This is a genomic window from Candidatus Similichlamydia laticola, assembly GCF_003339615.1.
GTDB classification, from domain to species: domain Bacteria; phylum Chlamydiota; class Chlamydiia; order Chlamydiales; family Parilichlamydiaceae; genus Similichlamydia; species Similichlamydia laticola.
The window spans coordinates 21,683-38,226 of sequence record NZ_QQBG01000017.1 but is presented as its reverse complement, the minus strand read 5'-3'; the positions used below and the strand labels follow the sequence as shown (position 1 = coordinate 38,226).

The window sequence follows — 16,544 nt, the reverse complement described above, 5'->3', positions numbered from 1 at the left end:
CCTTTTTAAAGAAACTTTGATAACATGATTTTAGTATTTAAACTTCAGTAACGGCTAAAATCGGAGAAAAACCAGAATCTCTCCTAAAAAGAGCACCACATCTCGGTACATGCTCAGCGAAGTTGAATTCCCTTGCTTTGATACTCTCTTCTATCTCTATTAAGGCCTTAGCCTTTTTTGCGATGTAAAGGGAGGAAGAGCAAACTTCACCACAAAAATAAAAAGATGATCTCAATGCAAGCTGAATGTTGTTTAAATTATAAGTTAGCTGTGATAATTCCTGAACAGCTGAAGACATATCAGCGGTTAATCTTCGCACAGAAAGGTTCCAGAGGACTTGTTCTGTTTCTGTTGACCCTTTACTCGTTTCATTCCAAGCGAGATACATATTCGTCTTCAACTGAGCATATTGTTCCTCCAATTTTTTAGATCGCGTAAGCAACTCATCTGTTTTTCTCTTACTCCATGCCCAGTAATCCTCCAATATTCTTCTCTCTGTATCGATTTGCTCTAAAAAGGGAACAAGTATGCTCTCACTAGGCAAAAAGCACCCTGTATCTCTCTTAAAAACTGCCATGGCCGTCTCGAAAGCATTCAAAGATTGACAATAAAAAAAGCATATTTTTGTTATAAAAAAAGAAAAAGCCCAGAAAAAAATACCTAAAGCTGTGAAAGCTAAATCGACCTTCCAATGAGCCATTAAAGAACAGTAAAACGCCAAAACAAAGCAAGATAACTGAATAAAAAAGATAGCCTGACTCTGTAACCAAGCTAGCCAAGTGGAACAAGGTGTTATCCTGAAACAGCTTTTTAAAAAAACTGGTATTTGGTCGTTTTGAAACCCTTCAGAAAGGCGATTGGCCCAATTTCGGATCAATGAGGACATAAGAGCAGTGCGAAGAGTCTCAAATAAAAACTCGGCTAAAGAGACAAGCGTCAGAAAAACAACTGCAGGAACGCTCAGAGAGGAAAGGGATAGGTTTAAACAAGAAATAACAAAAAGAAGAAGTAAAGCGCCTAATGAACAATACCTCACCCAAGAAGCATAGGCCCTTTCCGCCAACTCCTGTCCTTCCAGAGGATGATTAGTCTCTCCAAATGTAGAAACGCAAACCTCACCGGAAATTCTCCAAAGAATCTGAAATCTAGTCGGAACAAGAGAAAAAGACCCTAAAAAAGCAGAAATACCCCACCCATCCCACTTTTCAATTAAATGAGCAACACGCAATCCAGCAACTGTAAAAAGGGCTTCAATACGAGAAAGACAAGATAAAGGAAATCGTAAACTGGAGAAACGGACAGAAGAAATCAAGGAGAAACCTCTTATGCACGACTTATAAGAGTCGTAAAACAAAAATATTTTATAATAAAAATTCCTATTTAGTCAATATCAGCCTCAGACATCACCTGAAAGGAATCAAAGAGAAAACTTTCTAAGAAATGATGATAATTTTCTTACAAAAAATTCTCTGCCCAGAATAAATTTTAATCCTCAACATAGCTTAATGTAATAAGCAGATCCTCTTCATTCTCTAAAAAGCAACTTCCTGAACTCCTCTTCACATTTCCTGCGACTTGCTCAAAGACTCTAAGCTCTGGAGCATGTAAATAAAAGAATCTCATTGCAATGCAATGAAATAACCAAACAAATAGCCCTAAAACCTTAAAAGAACCTATTGTCCTAAGATGAGCTGTTAGAAAACACAAAAATGTCAAGCTAAATAAAGAAACCTGCATTAAACCTAAGGCTAGAGTTTGCCTTTGCACAATCCGAAGGTTATCAGATGTTAATTGATACATGGCTAACTGTACTTGGCACTCTTGACTACGTGAACGACAAGACAACCAGTTTCGCCATCGTTTGACCAAAAAGAAAACAGAAACTGTTCGTAAACATGCAGCAGCGAATTCCATCAAAGAAACAAAGACAAAGCAGAGAGCGAAAGGAAGTCGTAGTGTCTTTTTCTGTAAATTAAACAAAGATAAGACCAAGCGAATTAATATAGCTAAACGAGCTGCAAAATTTGGCCAAGGATAGATGATTTTTTTAAAAGGCTTAGTATACCCTATAAGGAACAAGTCCCAAACAAAGAAATAAAATCCCAAAAGAGTTAAAGAAGCCTCCACGCTCAGTATTTGGTAGAAATACAGAAAGATAATGTAAGAAGACGAGGCAACAACCCCAAAACATAATAAATCATCTTGATGCCTAGTTATATCGACGCAAGAAGAAAACAAGTTTCGAAAGTTTCTAGGACGAAAATGGACCTGAACGTTATTTGTGAAACAATTAACTGGAATAGCGTAAAGAAAATAAGAGGCAAACTTTCCCAACGCGAAACAGCCTAATAAGAAAGAGACAGAGAAGCCTAATGTTAGGGTAGATAATTTTAATGCGGAAAGGGCAACCAAAAGAAGTACAATAGTTTTTCCAAAAATAACTTGCCAAAAGGTAATATTCCCCATCTTTTCTGTCTCAAAATCAAGAAAATGTCTTTCTGGAGAAAAGCCAAAAAGCAACAAAACAGAAACTCTTAGTAAAAGATCAAATATTGTCGGATTAATAGAGAATCCACGCAAAAAAGCAGATTGTGCAACACGATCGATCTTTGATAAAAACCACCCATTGGCAGGGGATAAACGTGTCGCAAAAGGCAAGGAAAATCGAACTGGAAAAAATATGGTAAAATAGGACAAGGGAACCTTCCCTAATTTTATCAGGACCCCTCCGCTAAACACCTACTAGACGTAGATTCGGATCAACTTCAAATAAGTATTATATATATGCTATTCCTCGTCAAGTTCGCCTTTTACGATTGGTTTGGGAGAAGCAAGTAGAAATAAAGATACCAACCACTAAACTAAGCAATAGCCCCTTCGTCTTGAGATAAGAAAAAACAGTTGTCTTATAACTTACAGGCAAAGTGACCTTTAGAAAGTCACAAGCATGACACCCCTTTGTCACAGGAGAGGGTTGACAGAAGAGAATAGTCCCGTCGGAGTCAGAAAGACCAGAGACGCCACAATTTGTCACATAAACGATGGGTAAGCCAAACCCTTGTGCGTAAAGCTGCAAAAGTTGAAAAGGATAAGCAAAAAAACAACTGCTGTTTCTACTGACTGCGTAGTTAGACAAAACCAGGAAGAAGTCAGCATCTTCCGCTAAGCATTCCTCGTATGGCCAAGGCAATAGAGCTTCCCAACAGAAAAGAACTCCTGCCCGACAGCATTCAAAAGAAAAAGTCCGATGTGAAGGACCTATATTGTCCTTTAGAAAACAAGGTTTTTCGTATCCTGGAATGAGGTAGCGTTTTTCAAAAGTGTCAAGAAGTCTCCCGTCAGAAAAAAGATATCCCTTGGGCTGACTGAAAGCAGTCTCTCCATCCACGACTCCGATCAAAATAGAATAAGGGCACTGTTTTGTGATCTCCTTTAAAAGTTCCTTTTGGGAGCACAAAAAGAGCCCATTTGTTTGATCTAAACAAATAGGGAGTTCGATGTCGCTATTCCACGTATTCTCAGGGAAAATTAGAAGTGACCTTCCTTGAGATTTCAACAAAGATGTCAACCAATCAACCCATATTTCTTCTACAGAATGAGAACATGTTTCAGGAACAAAATGAGTATTGGCAATAAGTAAATTGATACTCTCTCTTCGTGAAGGAGAGAAGGCACCCCAGCGGGATACAAAAAGACAGAGCAGGGCAAGGATAAAAGAAGGACGTAAGCGTCTCTCTAGTAAAGAGAAAGCACAAGATAAGCTTAACCAAATAGTCCAATGGGACAGAAAAAGAGGCCCTCCTAAACAAGTCAGCTGACGGAATGAAGAACAGGAAGCTATAGATAAGCCTACAAAGGCCAAAGGTACGCCATCAAAAATCCAGAGCCTGATACCTTCCAAAAAAGTCCACCAAGAAGCAACCGTCCAACAACAAAGAGAACTCCTCCTCTTTTTCAAGATAAGAAGAACTTTTAGGAAGCAACCAAACTGCAAAGAATAGAAAAAAGAAGCGCCAAACCAGAGCAGAAGACTAGAAACCCTGCCTATATCACAATGGAGTACTCCTCTTAGCCAAAAAAAATGAATTCCTAGTGACCAGATCCATCCCCAAAAAACAGCTCTCCTACTGGAATAAAGAAGGGCATTCCAGTCAAAGAAGAACAAGGTCCAACCCAATAATGCAAGAAGCCCTATCCAAGAGCAGAAATAGGGGGGAAAGCTCAAAGCAATACAAAAAAAAGAGAGTAGAAAACGCAAAAGCGGGACACTTATTGGTTTTTCCCTTGTCCATCCTCTCATTTGACTATCCCAAACTATTTTGAAAAATGCCTTTTAACAACTGAAACCTCAGTAGAAAGAATAGAAAACCTTCTAGGTTCTCATATCTCTATCAAAGGACTCTATTACAATAGAAGTGGACGTCAGCTGTCTAAGACTGTTAGCCTGTCTCCCTGTGCTTTTTTTAGGTTTCTAGACAATGCCTCGTCCTTTTCGTCATCACCATCTTTTCAGAATTTTGGAAACATTCGATCCTAAAAAAGGAGCTTTAGATAGATTCTTGAGCAGCTATTTTAAAAATAGTCGAGCTATTGGCGCTCAAGATCGAAGAGAAATCGCACAAAAAGTCTATACACTCATACGATTTTGGAGGCTTTTTGATGCAATTTCTCAAAAAAATCTCTCCTGGGAAGAGAGAGCCACTCTCTTAGACACCAGTAACTCCATATCCGTATTACAGGAACAGTTAGATCCTTGTTGTCCTGAACGTTATGGTATTGGTCCAGTTTTTTTTCAAAAGCTGGTAGACAGCTTTGAACAACCTGTTCTTGAGGAACAGTTACACTGCATAAATGAGCAAGCTCCGATTGCTCTTCGCACGAACCTGCTTAAAACCTCGAGAGAAGAGTTGATGGGCCTTCTTCCTAAAAACCTGAAAGCAAGGGCTGCTGACCAGGCACCACATGGAATCATTCTTTCTAGAAGAGAAAACTTGCTGTCCCTCCCCTCTTTTCGATGTGGCCTCTTTGAAATACAAGACGAAGGCAGCCAGCTCGTTTCCGAGCTGATTGCCTGTGCTCCAGGTGAGCGCGTCTTAGATTATTGTGCAGGCGCTGGAGGTAAGACTTTAGCTTTTGCTCCAAACATGCGTAACAGGGGTGAAATCCTTCTTTATGACATTAGGGCTTCTCTACTCGAAAAGGCAAGACAACGCCTAAAACGAGCAGGCATCCACAACATTCGCTTTTGCTATCCCCCTGAAGGACCACCAAAAAAGTACTATAACAAGATGGATTGGGTTGTACTCGATGTACCCTGTTCCGGGTCAGGATCTATCCGACGTCGTCCAGAACTTAGAGAACACCTCGAGACCTGGACATCGCTCTCCTATGTTGAAAAACAAAGAGAAATTTTTAGAAAAGCCTTCTACTTCTCTAAACCAGGAGGCTTTATCATCTACATAACGTGCAGCCTTTTTAAAGAAGAAAATGACCAACAGGTCGATTTTTTCTTAAAGAGACACCCAATTACTTTAGTAAAAGATCCCATCCAGATTAAACTGACCACGTCCGGACCGGACGGGTTCTTCGCTGCCCTCTTTCGAAAGGAGGAGTCTCAGTAGAACTGAAACAACTCGTACGAGGTGTGGTATGCTCTCTTTGATTTTGAGTCTCATCGTTCTGTTGCCCAGAGAGGGATTCTCTTATCAAATGAAAAATTTTGACTTCATGCAGGGGCTGGTCTCTTCTGTATACAAGACCCCGATAACGGCCTACGATATTGCCAAGCGCATTGAAGCTCAATTTCAAGCCCTTCCAGAAGAAGAAAAAAGTAAAATAGGCATTCGAGAGCAGTTTTGTCGAGAAAACTGGGAAAGAGGTGTGATTGATACGATTGATGCACAACTCTTTTGTGAAGAGGCTCGACGGTTCTTCATCGAGCGTTCTTTACGCAAAGTCTCCGAAGAAGCTCTGTCGAATCTACCAGAAGATGAAAAATTACAGAGTTTCTTCGTTGAATACATTCAACACCGTTCCCGCTTAGAATTATCTCCAAAGAAAATACGGCTTGCCTTTCGCAATTACGTTCAAGAATGTCAAGAACAGACTTTATGGAAGTATCGCATTCTCTCTCTTTCACCATCGGCTACAGAAAAAGATATCTCTGATCTGATCATTCGTCTTGCTCAAGAAAAGAGTCCAGAGTCTCTATCCTTAGACAGTCGTTTTGGGGCTTTGTGTTCCCTCTCTACAACCTACGCAGCACAATCTAAGTCTCTCAATGCAGATTACCGAAAAGAACTAGAGAGACTTAATCTTCATTCCTTTTCTGGGCCTATTGCGACAACCCAAGGCACCTTCACTTTCCTGTTTTTAGAGGAAAAATCTGCTCCACCCATCAAAACTTTCCAAGAAATGAGCGGGCAGTTAACGATGTTGCTCTTAAACCAACAAATTCAAAACTGTTTAACTGGAATAATCAGAGAACTGAGAGAGTTTCAGGAAATTAACTGATCGTTACCTGCTTCAAGAACGGATCCGAAGGTGAAATCTTTTATCGCTTGTTTTACTTCCTCTAAACTTCGAGCAGTATAGGAGCGCGGTAAAGTCAGAAGATAGACTTTCTTGGGATGTCCTGTGCAAAGGACTTCTATAGAATGTTCCCCCGAGCATTGTCGTAGGGCTTCACCCAAGCGAATACAATCCGACATCTTCATTTTTTCGGTATCGAGAAGAATGCGAATCACCTGTTTCTGTTTAGAGCGCCCCCCCTGACTTGTTTTCTCTCGATACGACCGCGTAGGTTGCTTCAAGTTCTCTTTTTCACCCTCAATAAACGTCATTAGGTTAGACATTAAATCTTCCTCCGCTACGTTGAAAGGTTGCAACCATAAACAAGTAACCTGCTTTCCCTCAAAAAGGAGAGCTCCAAGGTAAATAGTATTCTCTCGCAATAGATCCGCGTAACGACCATAAACGGATCCCCACAAAGTCACTTCTACCCGTTTCACTCCGTCAGAAATACCTAATACACCAAATCTCTTGCCTGACGACTTACTCGATTTCACTTTGATCGTTTCAAGGATAAAGGCAACCGGAAACAACCCCTTTTCTCCTTTGCGAAAAAGGTCAGAGAGACGCTGTACACCATGTGCATCCCAAGACTCTTTATAAAGAGCAAGGGGGTCCCCAGTTAGGGCAATACCTAAGAGAGCCTTTTCTCTTAACAACATCTCTTCTTGCTCAGCAAGGGTGATCTCTTTTTGAGAAGGAGGGATAGAGAAGTGCCGGTCAAAGAAAGAACAAATACCCCTTTGATCTTCTTCTATTTTCTGAGAAGCACAAGAAAAAAGATCGTTTAAGTGTGCCCTCATTTGTTGTCTAGAATGACCGAAACTATCACATGCTCCTGCATCGACTAAACACTCAATTGTCTTTTTAGAAATTTTTGCTGAAAGTAGTCGACAAACAAATCCAAATAAATCCTGGAAAGGGCCTTGTGAACGACGTTCTTCACAAATAGCCCTAACAATGCCCTCACCTACTCCTCTAATGCCGTTGAGAGCAAAACGAATGCCCTGATTTTGAGCAGCAAATGATTCCGTTGCCTGATTAATATCCGGAGGAAAAATTTTTAGGCCCATATTTTTGGATTCTTGGATCAAATAAGTGATTCGGTCAAGATCGTTACGATCACATGTCATCAAAGAAGCCATCCAATAAGCAGGGTAATGGGCTTTCAGGTAGGCCGTAACGTAGGTAATATAACCGTAGGCCGCAGCATGAGATTTATTAAAACCATACTCCGCAAACTTCGCTAACTTACTGAAAATATCAGAAGCTTGTTCTTGTGACATTCCCAAGGCTGTAGCACCCTTAATAAATTTCTCTCCCTGTACTGTCATCACTTGTCGATCTTTTTTTCCCATAGCTCGTCGCAAAAGGTCACCCTCTGCCAAAGAGTAACCTGCTAATTTCTGGGCAATTTGCATCACTTGCTCTTGATAAACGACAATGCCATAGGTCTCCTTGAGAATAGATTCTAGATCTGGATGATCAAAGTTAATCTTCTCTCTCCCATGTTTCCTTTCAATAAAGGAGGGAATCATTTGCATAGGACCAGGTCGATACAATGCCAAAACAGCAATGATCTCTTCAAAACAGTCGAGCCGTAATTTTTTGGCCAAGTCTTGCATACCAGCAGACTCCATCTGGAATATACCGCATGTTCTTCCTTGGTTGAGAAGCTCAAACGTCTTTTGATCGTCAAGGGGAAGGTGTTCCCAATCTATGAAAACCCCCAACTGTTTTTGAATATTGTGTACAGCATCTTGAATGCAGGAAAGGGTTTTAAGACCCAAAAAATCCATCTTCAGCATACCCAATTTTTCAAGAGGATACATGGATAATTGAGATACAGGCAGTTCAGCCCCTTTAGGACGACAAAGAGGAACTATTTCAACGAGAGGTTCACCAGAAACAATAATCCCAGCTGCATGAATGCCCATGTTACGAATTGAACCCTCTAACTTCCTAGCTATGGAAAAGAGCTCTTCAATCCACGAGTCTTGTTCCATCTTTTCTCGGATAACTTCTGAATTAGCTACAACTTCCTCCAACGTCACTTGAAGATCATCTGGGACATGTCTCATCAGTAAGTTAACTTGAGATAAAGAGATCCCCAACACTCTTGCCACATCTTTAATAGCCATTTTGGCTTTCATATGTCCAAATGTAATGATATGTGCTACACGATCTGCACCGTAACGATTCATCATATATTGAATGACTTCACCGCGACGATGCATGCAAATATCAACATCAATATCTGGATAAGAAGGTCTCTCAGGATTAATAAAACGTTCAAAAAGGAGATGAAACCCAATAGGATCCAAGTTCGTAATGCCTAACAAATAGCAAACAATCGACCCTGCACCAGAACCACGACCCGGACCAACTGGAATACCCTCTTTTTTAGCCCAAGAGACAAAGTCGGCTACAATAAGCAAGTACTCAGTCAAACCTCTTGAAATGATCACATCTAATTCGTATTCCAAACGGGAAAGAATCAAATGGTCAATGTCGTTTTGAACAAACTTTTGTTTAATTCGATTGAGAATATCTGGCGTATAACGAACAGAAATAGCTGCATGTGCACGATCTATGAGATATTGTTGACACGCCTTTTCACGTTCTTCCTGAAGAAGAGATGGATCAAAACCTGGAGGAAAAAAAACAGGATAATGCTTTTTTTCTGTATCGAAAGAAAAATGACATCTATCAGCGATTTCAGCTGTATTGTCTAATGCTCCAGGATAGTCTAGAAAGAGACTTTCCATTTGCTCAGGTGACTTAAAATAGTACTCATTAGAGTGGCAAAGCGAACGATTAGGGTTCTTTCTTGTGCCCCCATCTAAAAAGAGAGTTTCTCCTGATCCAATATTTAAAAGCACGGCATGTGCTTTCCAATCCTCTCGCTCTAAATAGTAACAAGGATTAGAGGCAACAAGAAGAAGCCCATATTCTTTAGACAATTCGTAAAGACGAGCATTGATCCGTTTTTGCTCTTCTATCTTCTTTTCGTATAGAGCCTCAACCCAACCTTCCTCAAAAAGACCATCTGCTTTTTTTTCTTGTGCCCCCATAACAAGATTTTGAATTTGAAGAATAACAGCATCAGGCCCAAAAACACGCAGCCACCATTCTAATTCTTCGATTTGAGCCTCACAAGAAGCCTCTAAAATCATCTTGGCTAATCGACTCCCAGGAGCACCAATCATGGCCAAAAGGCCATCCGCCTTGCCCTCAATTAACTCCCGATCCATACGAGGAACGTAGTAGAAGCCTTCTAAATGACTGAGCGAGACTAAAGAGGAAAGGTTCCGAAAACCTGTAAAGTTTTGTACAAAAAAGCTACAAGCATACGAATGTTGTTCGTCAAAAATTTTCTGCTTCAAGAGCCTAGACTGGGGTGCCAAATAAGCTTCTAATCCAAGGATTGGCTTCAGTCCCGCATCTTTGCAATGTTGGAAAAACTCGAAACTTCCACATAAATTTCCTTGATCTGCAAGAGCAATGGACTTCAACTCGTAAGAAACTGCTTTTTTAACCAGTTGGGAAATGGAAGAGGTCGCCCGCAAGATAGAGTATTGAGATTGAAGGCTCAAGGGGACCCAAGACGTCATATTGATTTCTTTCCACGCAACTCAACACAAAGAACAGGTACCATACAGCCTGTACAAAAAAGAGAACATCCAATGAGTGCCCAAGCAAAAGAACTCCAATCTCCCTTAGACAAAATTAATCCAAAAGGATAGCCGGCAAAAGCAGAGCCAAATTGGGCAAAAAGACTCACAAAACCGTGAGTAGATCCTGGAACTGTTTTGTGGGATACCTCTGCTGCAGTCAGACCAATTAACATTTGAGGACCAAACAAAAGAGCTCCGGAAATAAACAATTGCAAACTATTTAGAAAATAACCAGTAGCACCTCCCCAAAAGAAGAGGCCTAAGCTTAGAAGAAATAAAAACATAAACAAGAGATTAACCGGCATCCTTCTTCCCAAAAAAAAGAAGTCAGACACCCATCCACTCAACACACTACCGACTACACCCCCCAATTCAAACCAAAGAACACAAGAACCTGCACTGAAATAATCATATCCTTTCTGATCAATAAAGAAAAAAGTTAACCAATCGTGCAATCCTGTGCGAATAGAATAAAGAAAAAAATATGCAAATCCTAATAACCAAATGATTGGACGAGCAAATACAAAGCGAAAAAGAGAACGCAAAACTCCGTGCTCTTTTTCGATGCCTTTAGAGCATTCCTCTGGATATAGCTCTTCAAGAGAAGGAAGCCCTGCAGAAGAGGGGCTCTCTCTCAAACGATCCATTAACCAAATAGAAGCTAAACAAGCAATACCACTTGGAAGAAAGAAGATAGACCTCCAGCCCATAGAAGAGCCAATAGCCGTGTAGAGAACTGGAACAAGTACACCTGCAATGTTATGGGATGTGCTCAGTAACCCCCACCAACGCCCTCTTTCCTTAAAAGAAAACCAGTTTGTAAGACAACGAGCACAACTGGGCCATCCGGTTCCTTGAAACCAACCATTCAATCCCCAAAAAGGGATATGCCAGAACAATTTGGAGGAAAAACCAAAAAAGAGATTGCATGCACCCGTTAAAAACAATCCGCATGCCATAAAATAACGAGGATTAGAACGATCGCTGATGATCCCACCAACAAATTTACCGATACCGTAGCAAATAGCCCATACAGTAGAAACGAGCCCAAGATCAGATGCCGAAAATTGCAGATCCTCTCGGATTAAGGGAGCAGCAAAGGCGAAGCAACGTCGTGTAAAAGAAAAGAGAATGTATCCAAAATAAAGTGCACAAAAAACACGCATCCTCCAAGCATGGTAAGACGCACGATTTTCCTCAGACACTATCACCGCATTTGACTCAGATAGAACAGTTTTAGACATCCAATGTATTCCCCTTCTCCTCGAGGACTCAAACAAAATTTACGCATTGAGATTAATGCACACATCCTTTATCTCGCCCGAACGAGGCCCCTGAATTCGTTCTCTTGAACGAGTGAAACGGCGAACCACCTACCCCATTGAACGGAAAAGGGTTTCCGCTATGATCCATCAACAAACAGGGTCGACTCGAAAAAATCCACCCTATATATACAATGCTATAACTCTAGATAACTGGATTGGAATTCTGATAATAGCCCTAATCCCTTGCTTTTGCACCGGGGCATGGTCTGTCGGGATCCACTCTCTCGTTTTTTCGTCTGAAGATCTCTCTCTTCTAACGGAATTTTACAAAGCAACCAAAACCCCTTCTGATTACGTCCAATTCTGCTTCAGGGCCCTTAACCCGCTACATGTTATTGCCTCAGGACTTCTTTGTCTTATTCCAATTACCTTTACAGCTTGTTTTTTCTCTTTTCTCACAGAGTGGACTGGTTCAAAAATGAGGGGGAAGGAACCTTCTCGATGGTGGATTGTAACCGGGTTGATCTTTGCGCTAGCCATGCCACCGACTATTCCCCTATGGATGGTGGCTTTTGGCATAACAATGGGGACACTCTTTGGAAAGGAGGTTTTTGGAGGACACGGGATGAATGTCTTTAACCCAGCGCTCATTGCTCGTTGCTTCTTGGTCCTTTCTTTTCCTGGAAATTTTTGTGGAGATGTATGGATTGCCCCTGACATGCACTCGGTTCAACAGTCTGTTGAAGCTATGACGCAGCAAAGGGGTACAAGACGAGCTGCAGACATGATTTCAGCTTCATCCCCCTTAGGACAATTAGCTATCACAAAAGAAGTTCGACAAATTCACCTAGATGCCTTGGCCCTCCATCTCAGTCCCCATTCCATTGCCCCCTCGAAAGAATTAGAAAAAATCTTCGAAAAATGGACGAGACGGAACCAAAGCAGAAAGCATTTAGGAGCATTGAACAGTAAACAACTTGAAGCCTTTCTGACCTCCTCGAGGGAGAGATATGGACTTGGACTCAAAAAAGAGTTGTTCATTCCTGCTGTGCATATGGCCAAACTCTACCTGGGAGAGCCGCCTTACACGATTTTTGGCCTTCTGATGGGGGTAAGACCAGGTTGCTGTGGAGAAGTAGGGTTAATTGGTCCTCTTTCGAGTGCCCTCATTCTTCTTTGGTATAGAGTCGCCTCTGGCTTCATCATGCTGTCTGTATTCTTAGGAAGCCTTATCACGCTTGTAGGGCTGAAGTGGTTAGCTTCCTTTCAACAAAATCCCTTCGAGCTTTATGCAAAGTATGCCATTCCGGCTCACGTACATCTCATGATGGGAGGACTTGCCTTTGGAACTGTCTTTATGGCTACCGATCCGGTCTCAGCACCTGCTGACAAATACGCAAGAATCCTCTACGGTTTTTTGATAGGGTCCTTAGTGATGTTGGTCCGTCTCAAGAGTAGCGCCTTTAAAGAAGGTGTCATGTTTTCCATTCTGATTGGAAATGTTGTCGCACCCCTCTTGGACCAGCTTGCTTTGGAACTGCACTTCATGGCCAGACGTTTCCGGAGGGGAAGGAGTGCCTGAACATCAGCTAGAAGAGAAAACAGAAAACAGAAGGACCCTTCTGGTTACCGGATTTATTTGTTTGACCTGCTCCCTTGCCCTTTCCCTTATCACATGTGCCTTAAAACCGATTCAAGAACGCTCTATCTTAATTGATAAGAAAAAAGAACTGCTCATTTCGGCCAGATTACTGGATGATAAAGGACGTTACATGCAAGGAAAAAAAAAGGGCCAATACGCGACGGAAAGCGAAGTCCTTGAACTGATCCAAGCAAGAATCCGAGCCATGCTAATTGATAAGCACAATAGTTTGAAAACCTTCCAAGAACTCGGAGAACAGGAACAAGATTACATGGTTCTAGGGCAAAAAAAAGGCTTTCATACCTTGCCTCGAAAACTTGTCTATCTCCTCCTCTCAGAAAACAGCAAAACTGGACAAGTGGAAGCCTTTATTCTCCCTGTGCAAGGAAAAGGACTTTGGGGGCCTATTCGAGGTTACCTCTGTTTAGAAGCAGATGCAGATACAGTACGAGGGGCAACATGGCATGAACACCAAGAAACACCAGGGTTAGGAGATTTCATTTCTGATCCGAAATGGCAAAAACAACTAATTGGAAAAAAAATTTTTCCTGTCCAAGGTGACGAGGAGGCTCCTTTAGGACTCTATGTTGTTCAGGGAGGTGTAGAAAGTAAATGGAACAAATCTCCTAAACGATTTTCTGCCGTGGACGGAAGATCAGGAGCAACTTTAACTGGAATTGGCGTGACACAAGCGTATCAGACTACCCTAGCTGCTTATCGCATGTTTTTGATCAAACAGAGGGATCAATCAAAATGAACACCGAACAGTCGGTATCCAGAAGGGGGAGACTTATTTCCTATCGCCTCAGAAAGTTTTTTTTTGAGGACCATCAGATTTTTGTTGCAAATCTTGGCATCTGTTCCGCTCTCGGGGTGACTAACCAAGTTAGCAACGCCTTGATCATGACAATTGGAGTTTGTTTCATTACCTGCATGTCCACTTGTTTCGTTTCTGTGCTACGTAAGCAAATTCCTGATACAACCCGACTTGTTCTTCAAATGATTATCATTTGCACTTTTTGCATTATCACAGAGCAACTCTTGAAATCTTTTTTATATAAAAAATACAAAACACTAGCGATCTATATCAACCTCATTGCAACCAATTGTATCGTATTGGGTAGATGTGAATCTTATGCTATGTATCACCCCCCTTTGAAAGCAATGCGTGATGGCTTAAGAGCGGGTCTTCAATATGGCTTCACTCTGATCACCGTAGCTTTTTTTCGTGAGTTACTCGGTAATGGTTCCATCCTAGGACTCTCCCTTTTTCCAGAACGATGGTATGCAAACTCCCTTAACCCTAATCTTCTTCAAAACGTAGGGATCTTCCTTTTGCCTAGCGGAGCTTTCTTTGTTCTGGCAGTGATTATGATGTTTTTCAAACGACCAGCAAAGTGAGGCTGTAGTTATGCCAGAACTACCCCTTCGTATGCCTTTATCTCTCCTGTTCTTTCAAGCCGCATTCATCGACAATTACCTATGGGCTAAATTTTTAGGGATGTGCACTTGCTTGTCCTGTTCTGATTCCATTAAGAAAGCAAATGCTCTCGGGCTCTCTGTTATCACGATCATGACGGTCAGTAATTCTCTGAACTGGTTTCTTTATACTTACTTTATCAAGTTAGGTGCCCTGTCCTGGCTACCCTTGGAAGGGAGTAGTACAGTTGATCTGAGCCACATGACTTTTCTGGTTCTTCTCTCTCTGACCTGTGGCAGTGTCCAGGTATTGAGCCTTTTGCTGGATACATTTTTGCAAGAACTAAGTGCTTCCATTGGTGTTTATCTCAAGCTACTAGCTGTCAACTGTGCTATTCTGGCTGCCTGTACCACGAGCTTACAAGAAGGTTATTCTTTTCCTGAGCACCTTGTGTACCAAGTAGGCGCTGGGGTTGGATGGTGGTTGGCTATTCTTCTCTTAGCAGGATTACGCAAGAGAATTCGCATTTCTGCTTTGCCACCCTGCGCAGAGGGAGCACCTATTACCTTTATCATCATGGGGCTCCTTTCTATGGCTTTTGCCGGGTTGGCCGGTTTGGACCTCTCAAGCTAGGCTTGAAAAAATGGAAATTTCACGTGTAAAGGCAACAAAGTAATAACAATCATAGTAACCTGGAAGTAGAGACGATTTGGAGGTCGAATAGCGCTTCTCTACGAAAGTACAAGTGGACATTGACACGACATCTACAGCAGTTGATCAAAACGTCCGGATAATCGCGATTCTTGGCCTCTAGTGAAAACGAGAGCAAGGATTTCCCTCTATGTTACTGATAATGGTCTACTCTTCTTTGTTAATGTTCGGTTTTGTATTTGCACAAACCCTTGTTGGCCCTGAAATGACGTCTATCCGCACGACCATCCACGGGCTAGCCTCTTTCTGCCTTGCTTACATTATGCTTGGAGTAGGAATCGAATTTCAATTGCCCAAAAAAAATACACACAGAGACCACCTGGTAGCCATCTTAGGATCTGTTTGTCCTTGGCTACTCTGTTCCCTTCTGTTTTTCTTCATGTTTCCCTACCCAGAGGCCAACTGGTGGAAAAGCTGTCTATTACTTGGCTGCTTTGCAGCACCCACGTCAGCGGGTATCCTTTTTTCCATGTTAGAAGCAGGAGGGCTATCGAAGACTTGGGTCTTCAAGAAGGCAAAAATTTTGGCAATACTCGATGATCTATACACCTTGATTTTACTCATTCCGATACGGCTCCTTAACTTTGGTTTCTCTCCTTACCTCTTTATTACCATCTCAATCATCCTAGCCCTCTTTGGTTTAGTTTGGAAAAGAAGCAATCATTTTAACCTGCCCCACTCCAACCTATTCAAGGTTGCTTATGCAGTTCTTATTACGGCAGTGTGTCATATTCTCCAAACTCAGGGCGTCGACCTCGATGTTCTTGTTCCTGCTTTCACTCTTGGAGCACTGATCAAAGAGAAAGACGATCGTGTTGAGCAACAAGACTGGATCGACAAACTGATCACGAGCTCTTTCATGTTGCTCGTTGGGGCCTCTATGCCACCTCTTCTTCAGTTCCTCTTGCAAGAGAGACAGATTTGGCAGCTCCTTTTTCAAACAATACTTTTGACACAAGTTGCCAACATAGGCAAAGCCGTTTCTGCGCTCTTTTACTCGGATGAGGCGTCCCCTAAAGAACGTCTTGCACTTGCTGTGTCGATGCTTCCTCGGGGTGAGGTAGGAGCAGGTGTCCTCATTCTTGCTTCCACCAACGGGACACGAGAGGCTCCTGCAACTATTGCTATCCTCTCCCTAGCACTCAATCTCGTTTTGACAGGATTTTTCACTCAAATCGTTTGCAAGCTTTCTAAGAAAGAGAAAAAGGCCTAGTTTCTTGTTCAAGAAATCATATCTTGTAAAGAACACAGAGCAACCT

General features: G+C 41.8%; 12 protein-coding genes. 7 read left to right on the top strand and 5 right to left on the bottom strand.

Annotated features, from left to right (window positions below; all coding sequences use genetic code 11):
• Positions 1 to 37: 37 nt before the first annotated feature.
• The 3 genes from HAT2_RS02375 to HAT2_RS02365 all read right to left on the bottom strand — a co-directional run bounded on the left by HAT2_RS02375 (position 38) and on the right by HAT2_RS02365 (position 4,300).
• Positions 38 to 1,312, bottom strand: a complete 1,275-nt coding sequence (locus HAT2_RS02375) for a hypothetical protein (RefSeq protein ID WP_114544427.1) — start codon at positions 1,310 to 1,312, stop codon at positions 38 to 40.
• Between the two features lie 173 nt (positions 1,313 to 1,485).
• On the bottom strand, positions 1,486 to 2,697 hold the full coding sequence (locus tag HAT2_RS02370) for a hypothetical protein (protein WP_147267493.1): 1,212 nt from the start codon (positions 2,695 to 2,697) through the stop codon (positions 1,486 to 1,488).
• Positions 2,698 to 2,797: 100 nt separating this feature from the next.
• Positions 2,798 to 4,300, bottom strand: a complete 1,503-nt coding sequence (locus HAT2_RS02365; protein WP_114544425.1) for a hypothetical protein — start codon at positions 4,298 to 4,300, stop codon at positions 2,798 to 2,800.
• A gap of 178 nt (positions 4,301 to 4,478) precedes the next feature.
• Between HAT2_RS02365 and HAT2_RS02360 the strand changes: the two genes are divergently transcribed.
• Both HAT2_RS02360 and HAT2_RS02355 read left to right on the top strand, forming a co-directional pair.
• On the top strand, positions 4,479 to 5,621 hold the full coding sequence (locus HAT2_RS02360) for an RsmB/NOP family class I SAM-dependent RNA methyltransferase (RefSeq protein WP_114544424.1): 1,143 nt from the start codon (positions 4,479 to 4,481) through the stop codon (positions 5,619 to 5,621).
• Positions 5,622 to 5,649: 28 nt separating this feature from the next.
• Positions 5,650 to 6,513, top strand: coding sequence for a hypothetical protein (locus HAT2_RS02355; protein ID WP_114544423.1), 864 nt, complete (start codon positions 5,650 to 5,652; stop codon positions 6,511 to 6,513).
• Here HAT2_RS02355 and dnaE read toward each other — a convergent pair.
• Both dnaE and HAT2_RS02345 read right to left on the bottom strand, forming a co-directional pair.
• Entirely contained in the window at positions 6,498 to 10,184 is a 3,687-nt protein-coding gene (gene dnaE, locus HAT2_RS02350; RefSeq protein ID WP_114544422.1) for a DNA polymerase III subunit alpha, read from the bottom strand. The genes HAT2_RS02355 and dnaE overlap by 16 nt on opposite strands.
• Positions 10,181 to 11,491: an MFS transporter gene (locus HAT2_RS02345; RefSeq protein WP_114544421.1), complete on the bottom strand. Its 1,311-nt coding sequence runs from the start codon at positions 11,489 to 11,491 to the stop codon at positions 10,181 to 10,183. Before HAT2_RS02345 ends, dnaE begins: the two co-directional genes overlap by 4 nt.
• A 112-nt stretch (positions 11,492 to 11,603) precedes the next feature.
• Between HAT2_RS02345 and HAT2_RS02340 the strand changes: the two genes are divergently transcribed.
• The 5 genes from HAT2_RS02340 to HAT2_RS02320 all read left to right on the top strand — a co-directional run bounded on the left by HAT2_RS02340 (position 11,604) and on the right by HAT2_RS02320 (position 16,498).
• Entirely contained in the window at positions 11,604 to 13,094 is a 1,491-nt protein-coding gene (locus tag HAT2_RS02340; protein ID WP_181860319.1) for an RnfABCDGE type electron transport complex subunit D, read from the top strand.
• Positions 13,087 to 13,911 carry an NADH:ubiquinone reductase (Na(+)-transporting) subunit C gene (gene nqrC, locus HAT2_RS02335; RefSeq protein ID WP_181860318.1) on the top strand — a complete coding sequence of 275 codons (825 nt, stop codon included), beginning with the start codon at positions 13,087 to 13,089 and terminating at the stop codon, positions 13,909 to 13,911. Before HAT2_RS02340 ends, nqrC begins: the two co-directional genes overlap by 8 nt.
• The gene (locus HAT2_RS02330) at positions 13,908 to 14,555 is read left to right on the top strand and encodes an Rnf-Nqr domain containing protein (protein ID WP_114544418.1); all 648 of its coding nucleotides are present in this window, start codon (positions 13,908 to 13,910) and stop codon (positions 14,553 to 14,555) included. The genes nqrC and HAT2_RS02330 overlap by 4 nt, the downstream gene beginning before the upstream one ends.
• Before the next feature lie 10 nt (positions 14,556 to 14,565).
• The gene (locus tag HAT2_RS02325) at positions 14,566 to 15,207 is read left to right on the top strand and encodes an Rnf-Nqr domain containing protein (RefSeq protein ID WP_114544417.1); all 642 of its coding nucleotides are present in this window, start codon (positions 14,566 to 14,568) and stop codon (positions 15,205 to 15,207) included.
• 241 nt (positions 15,208 to 15,448) lie between these two features.
• Entirely contained in the window at positions 15,449 to 16,498 is a 1,050-nt protein-coding gene (locus tag HAT2_RS02320) for a cation:proton antiporter domain-containing protein (RefSeq protein ID WP_147267492.1), read from the top strand.
• Positions 16,499 to 16,544 lie beyond the last annotated feature (46 nt).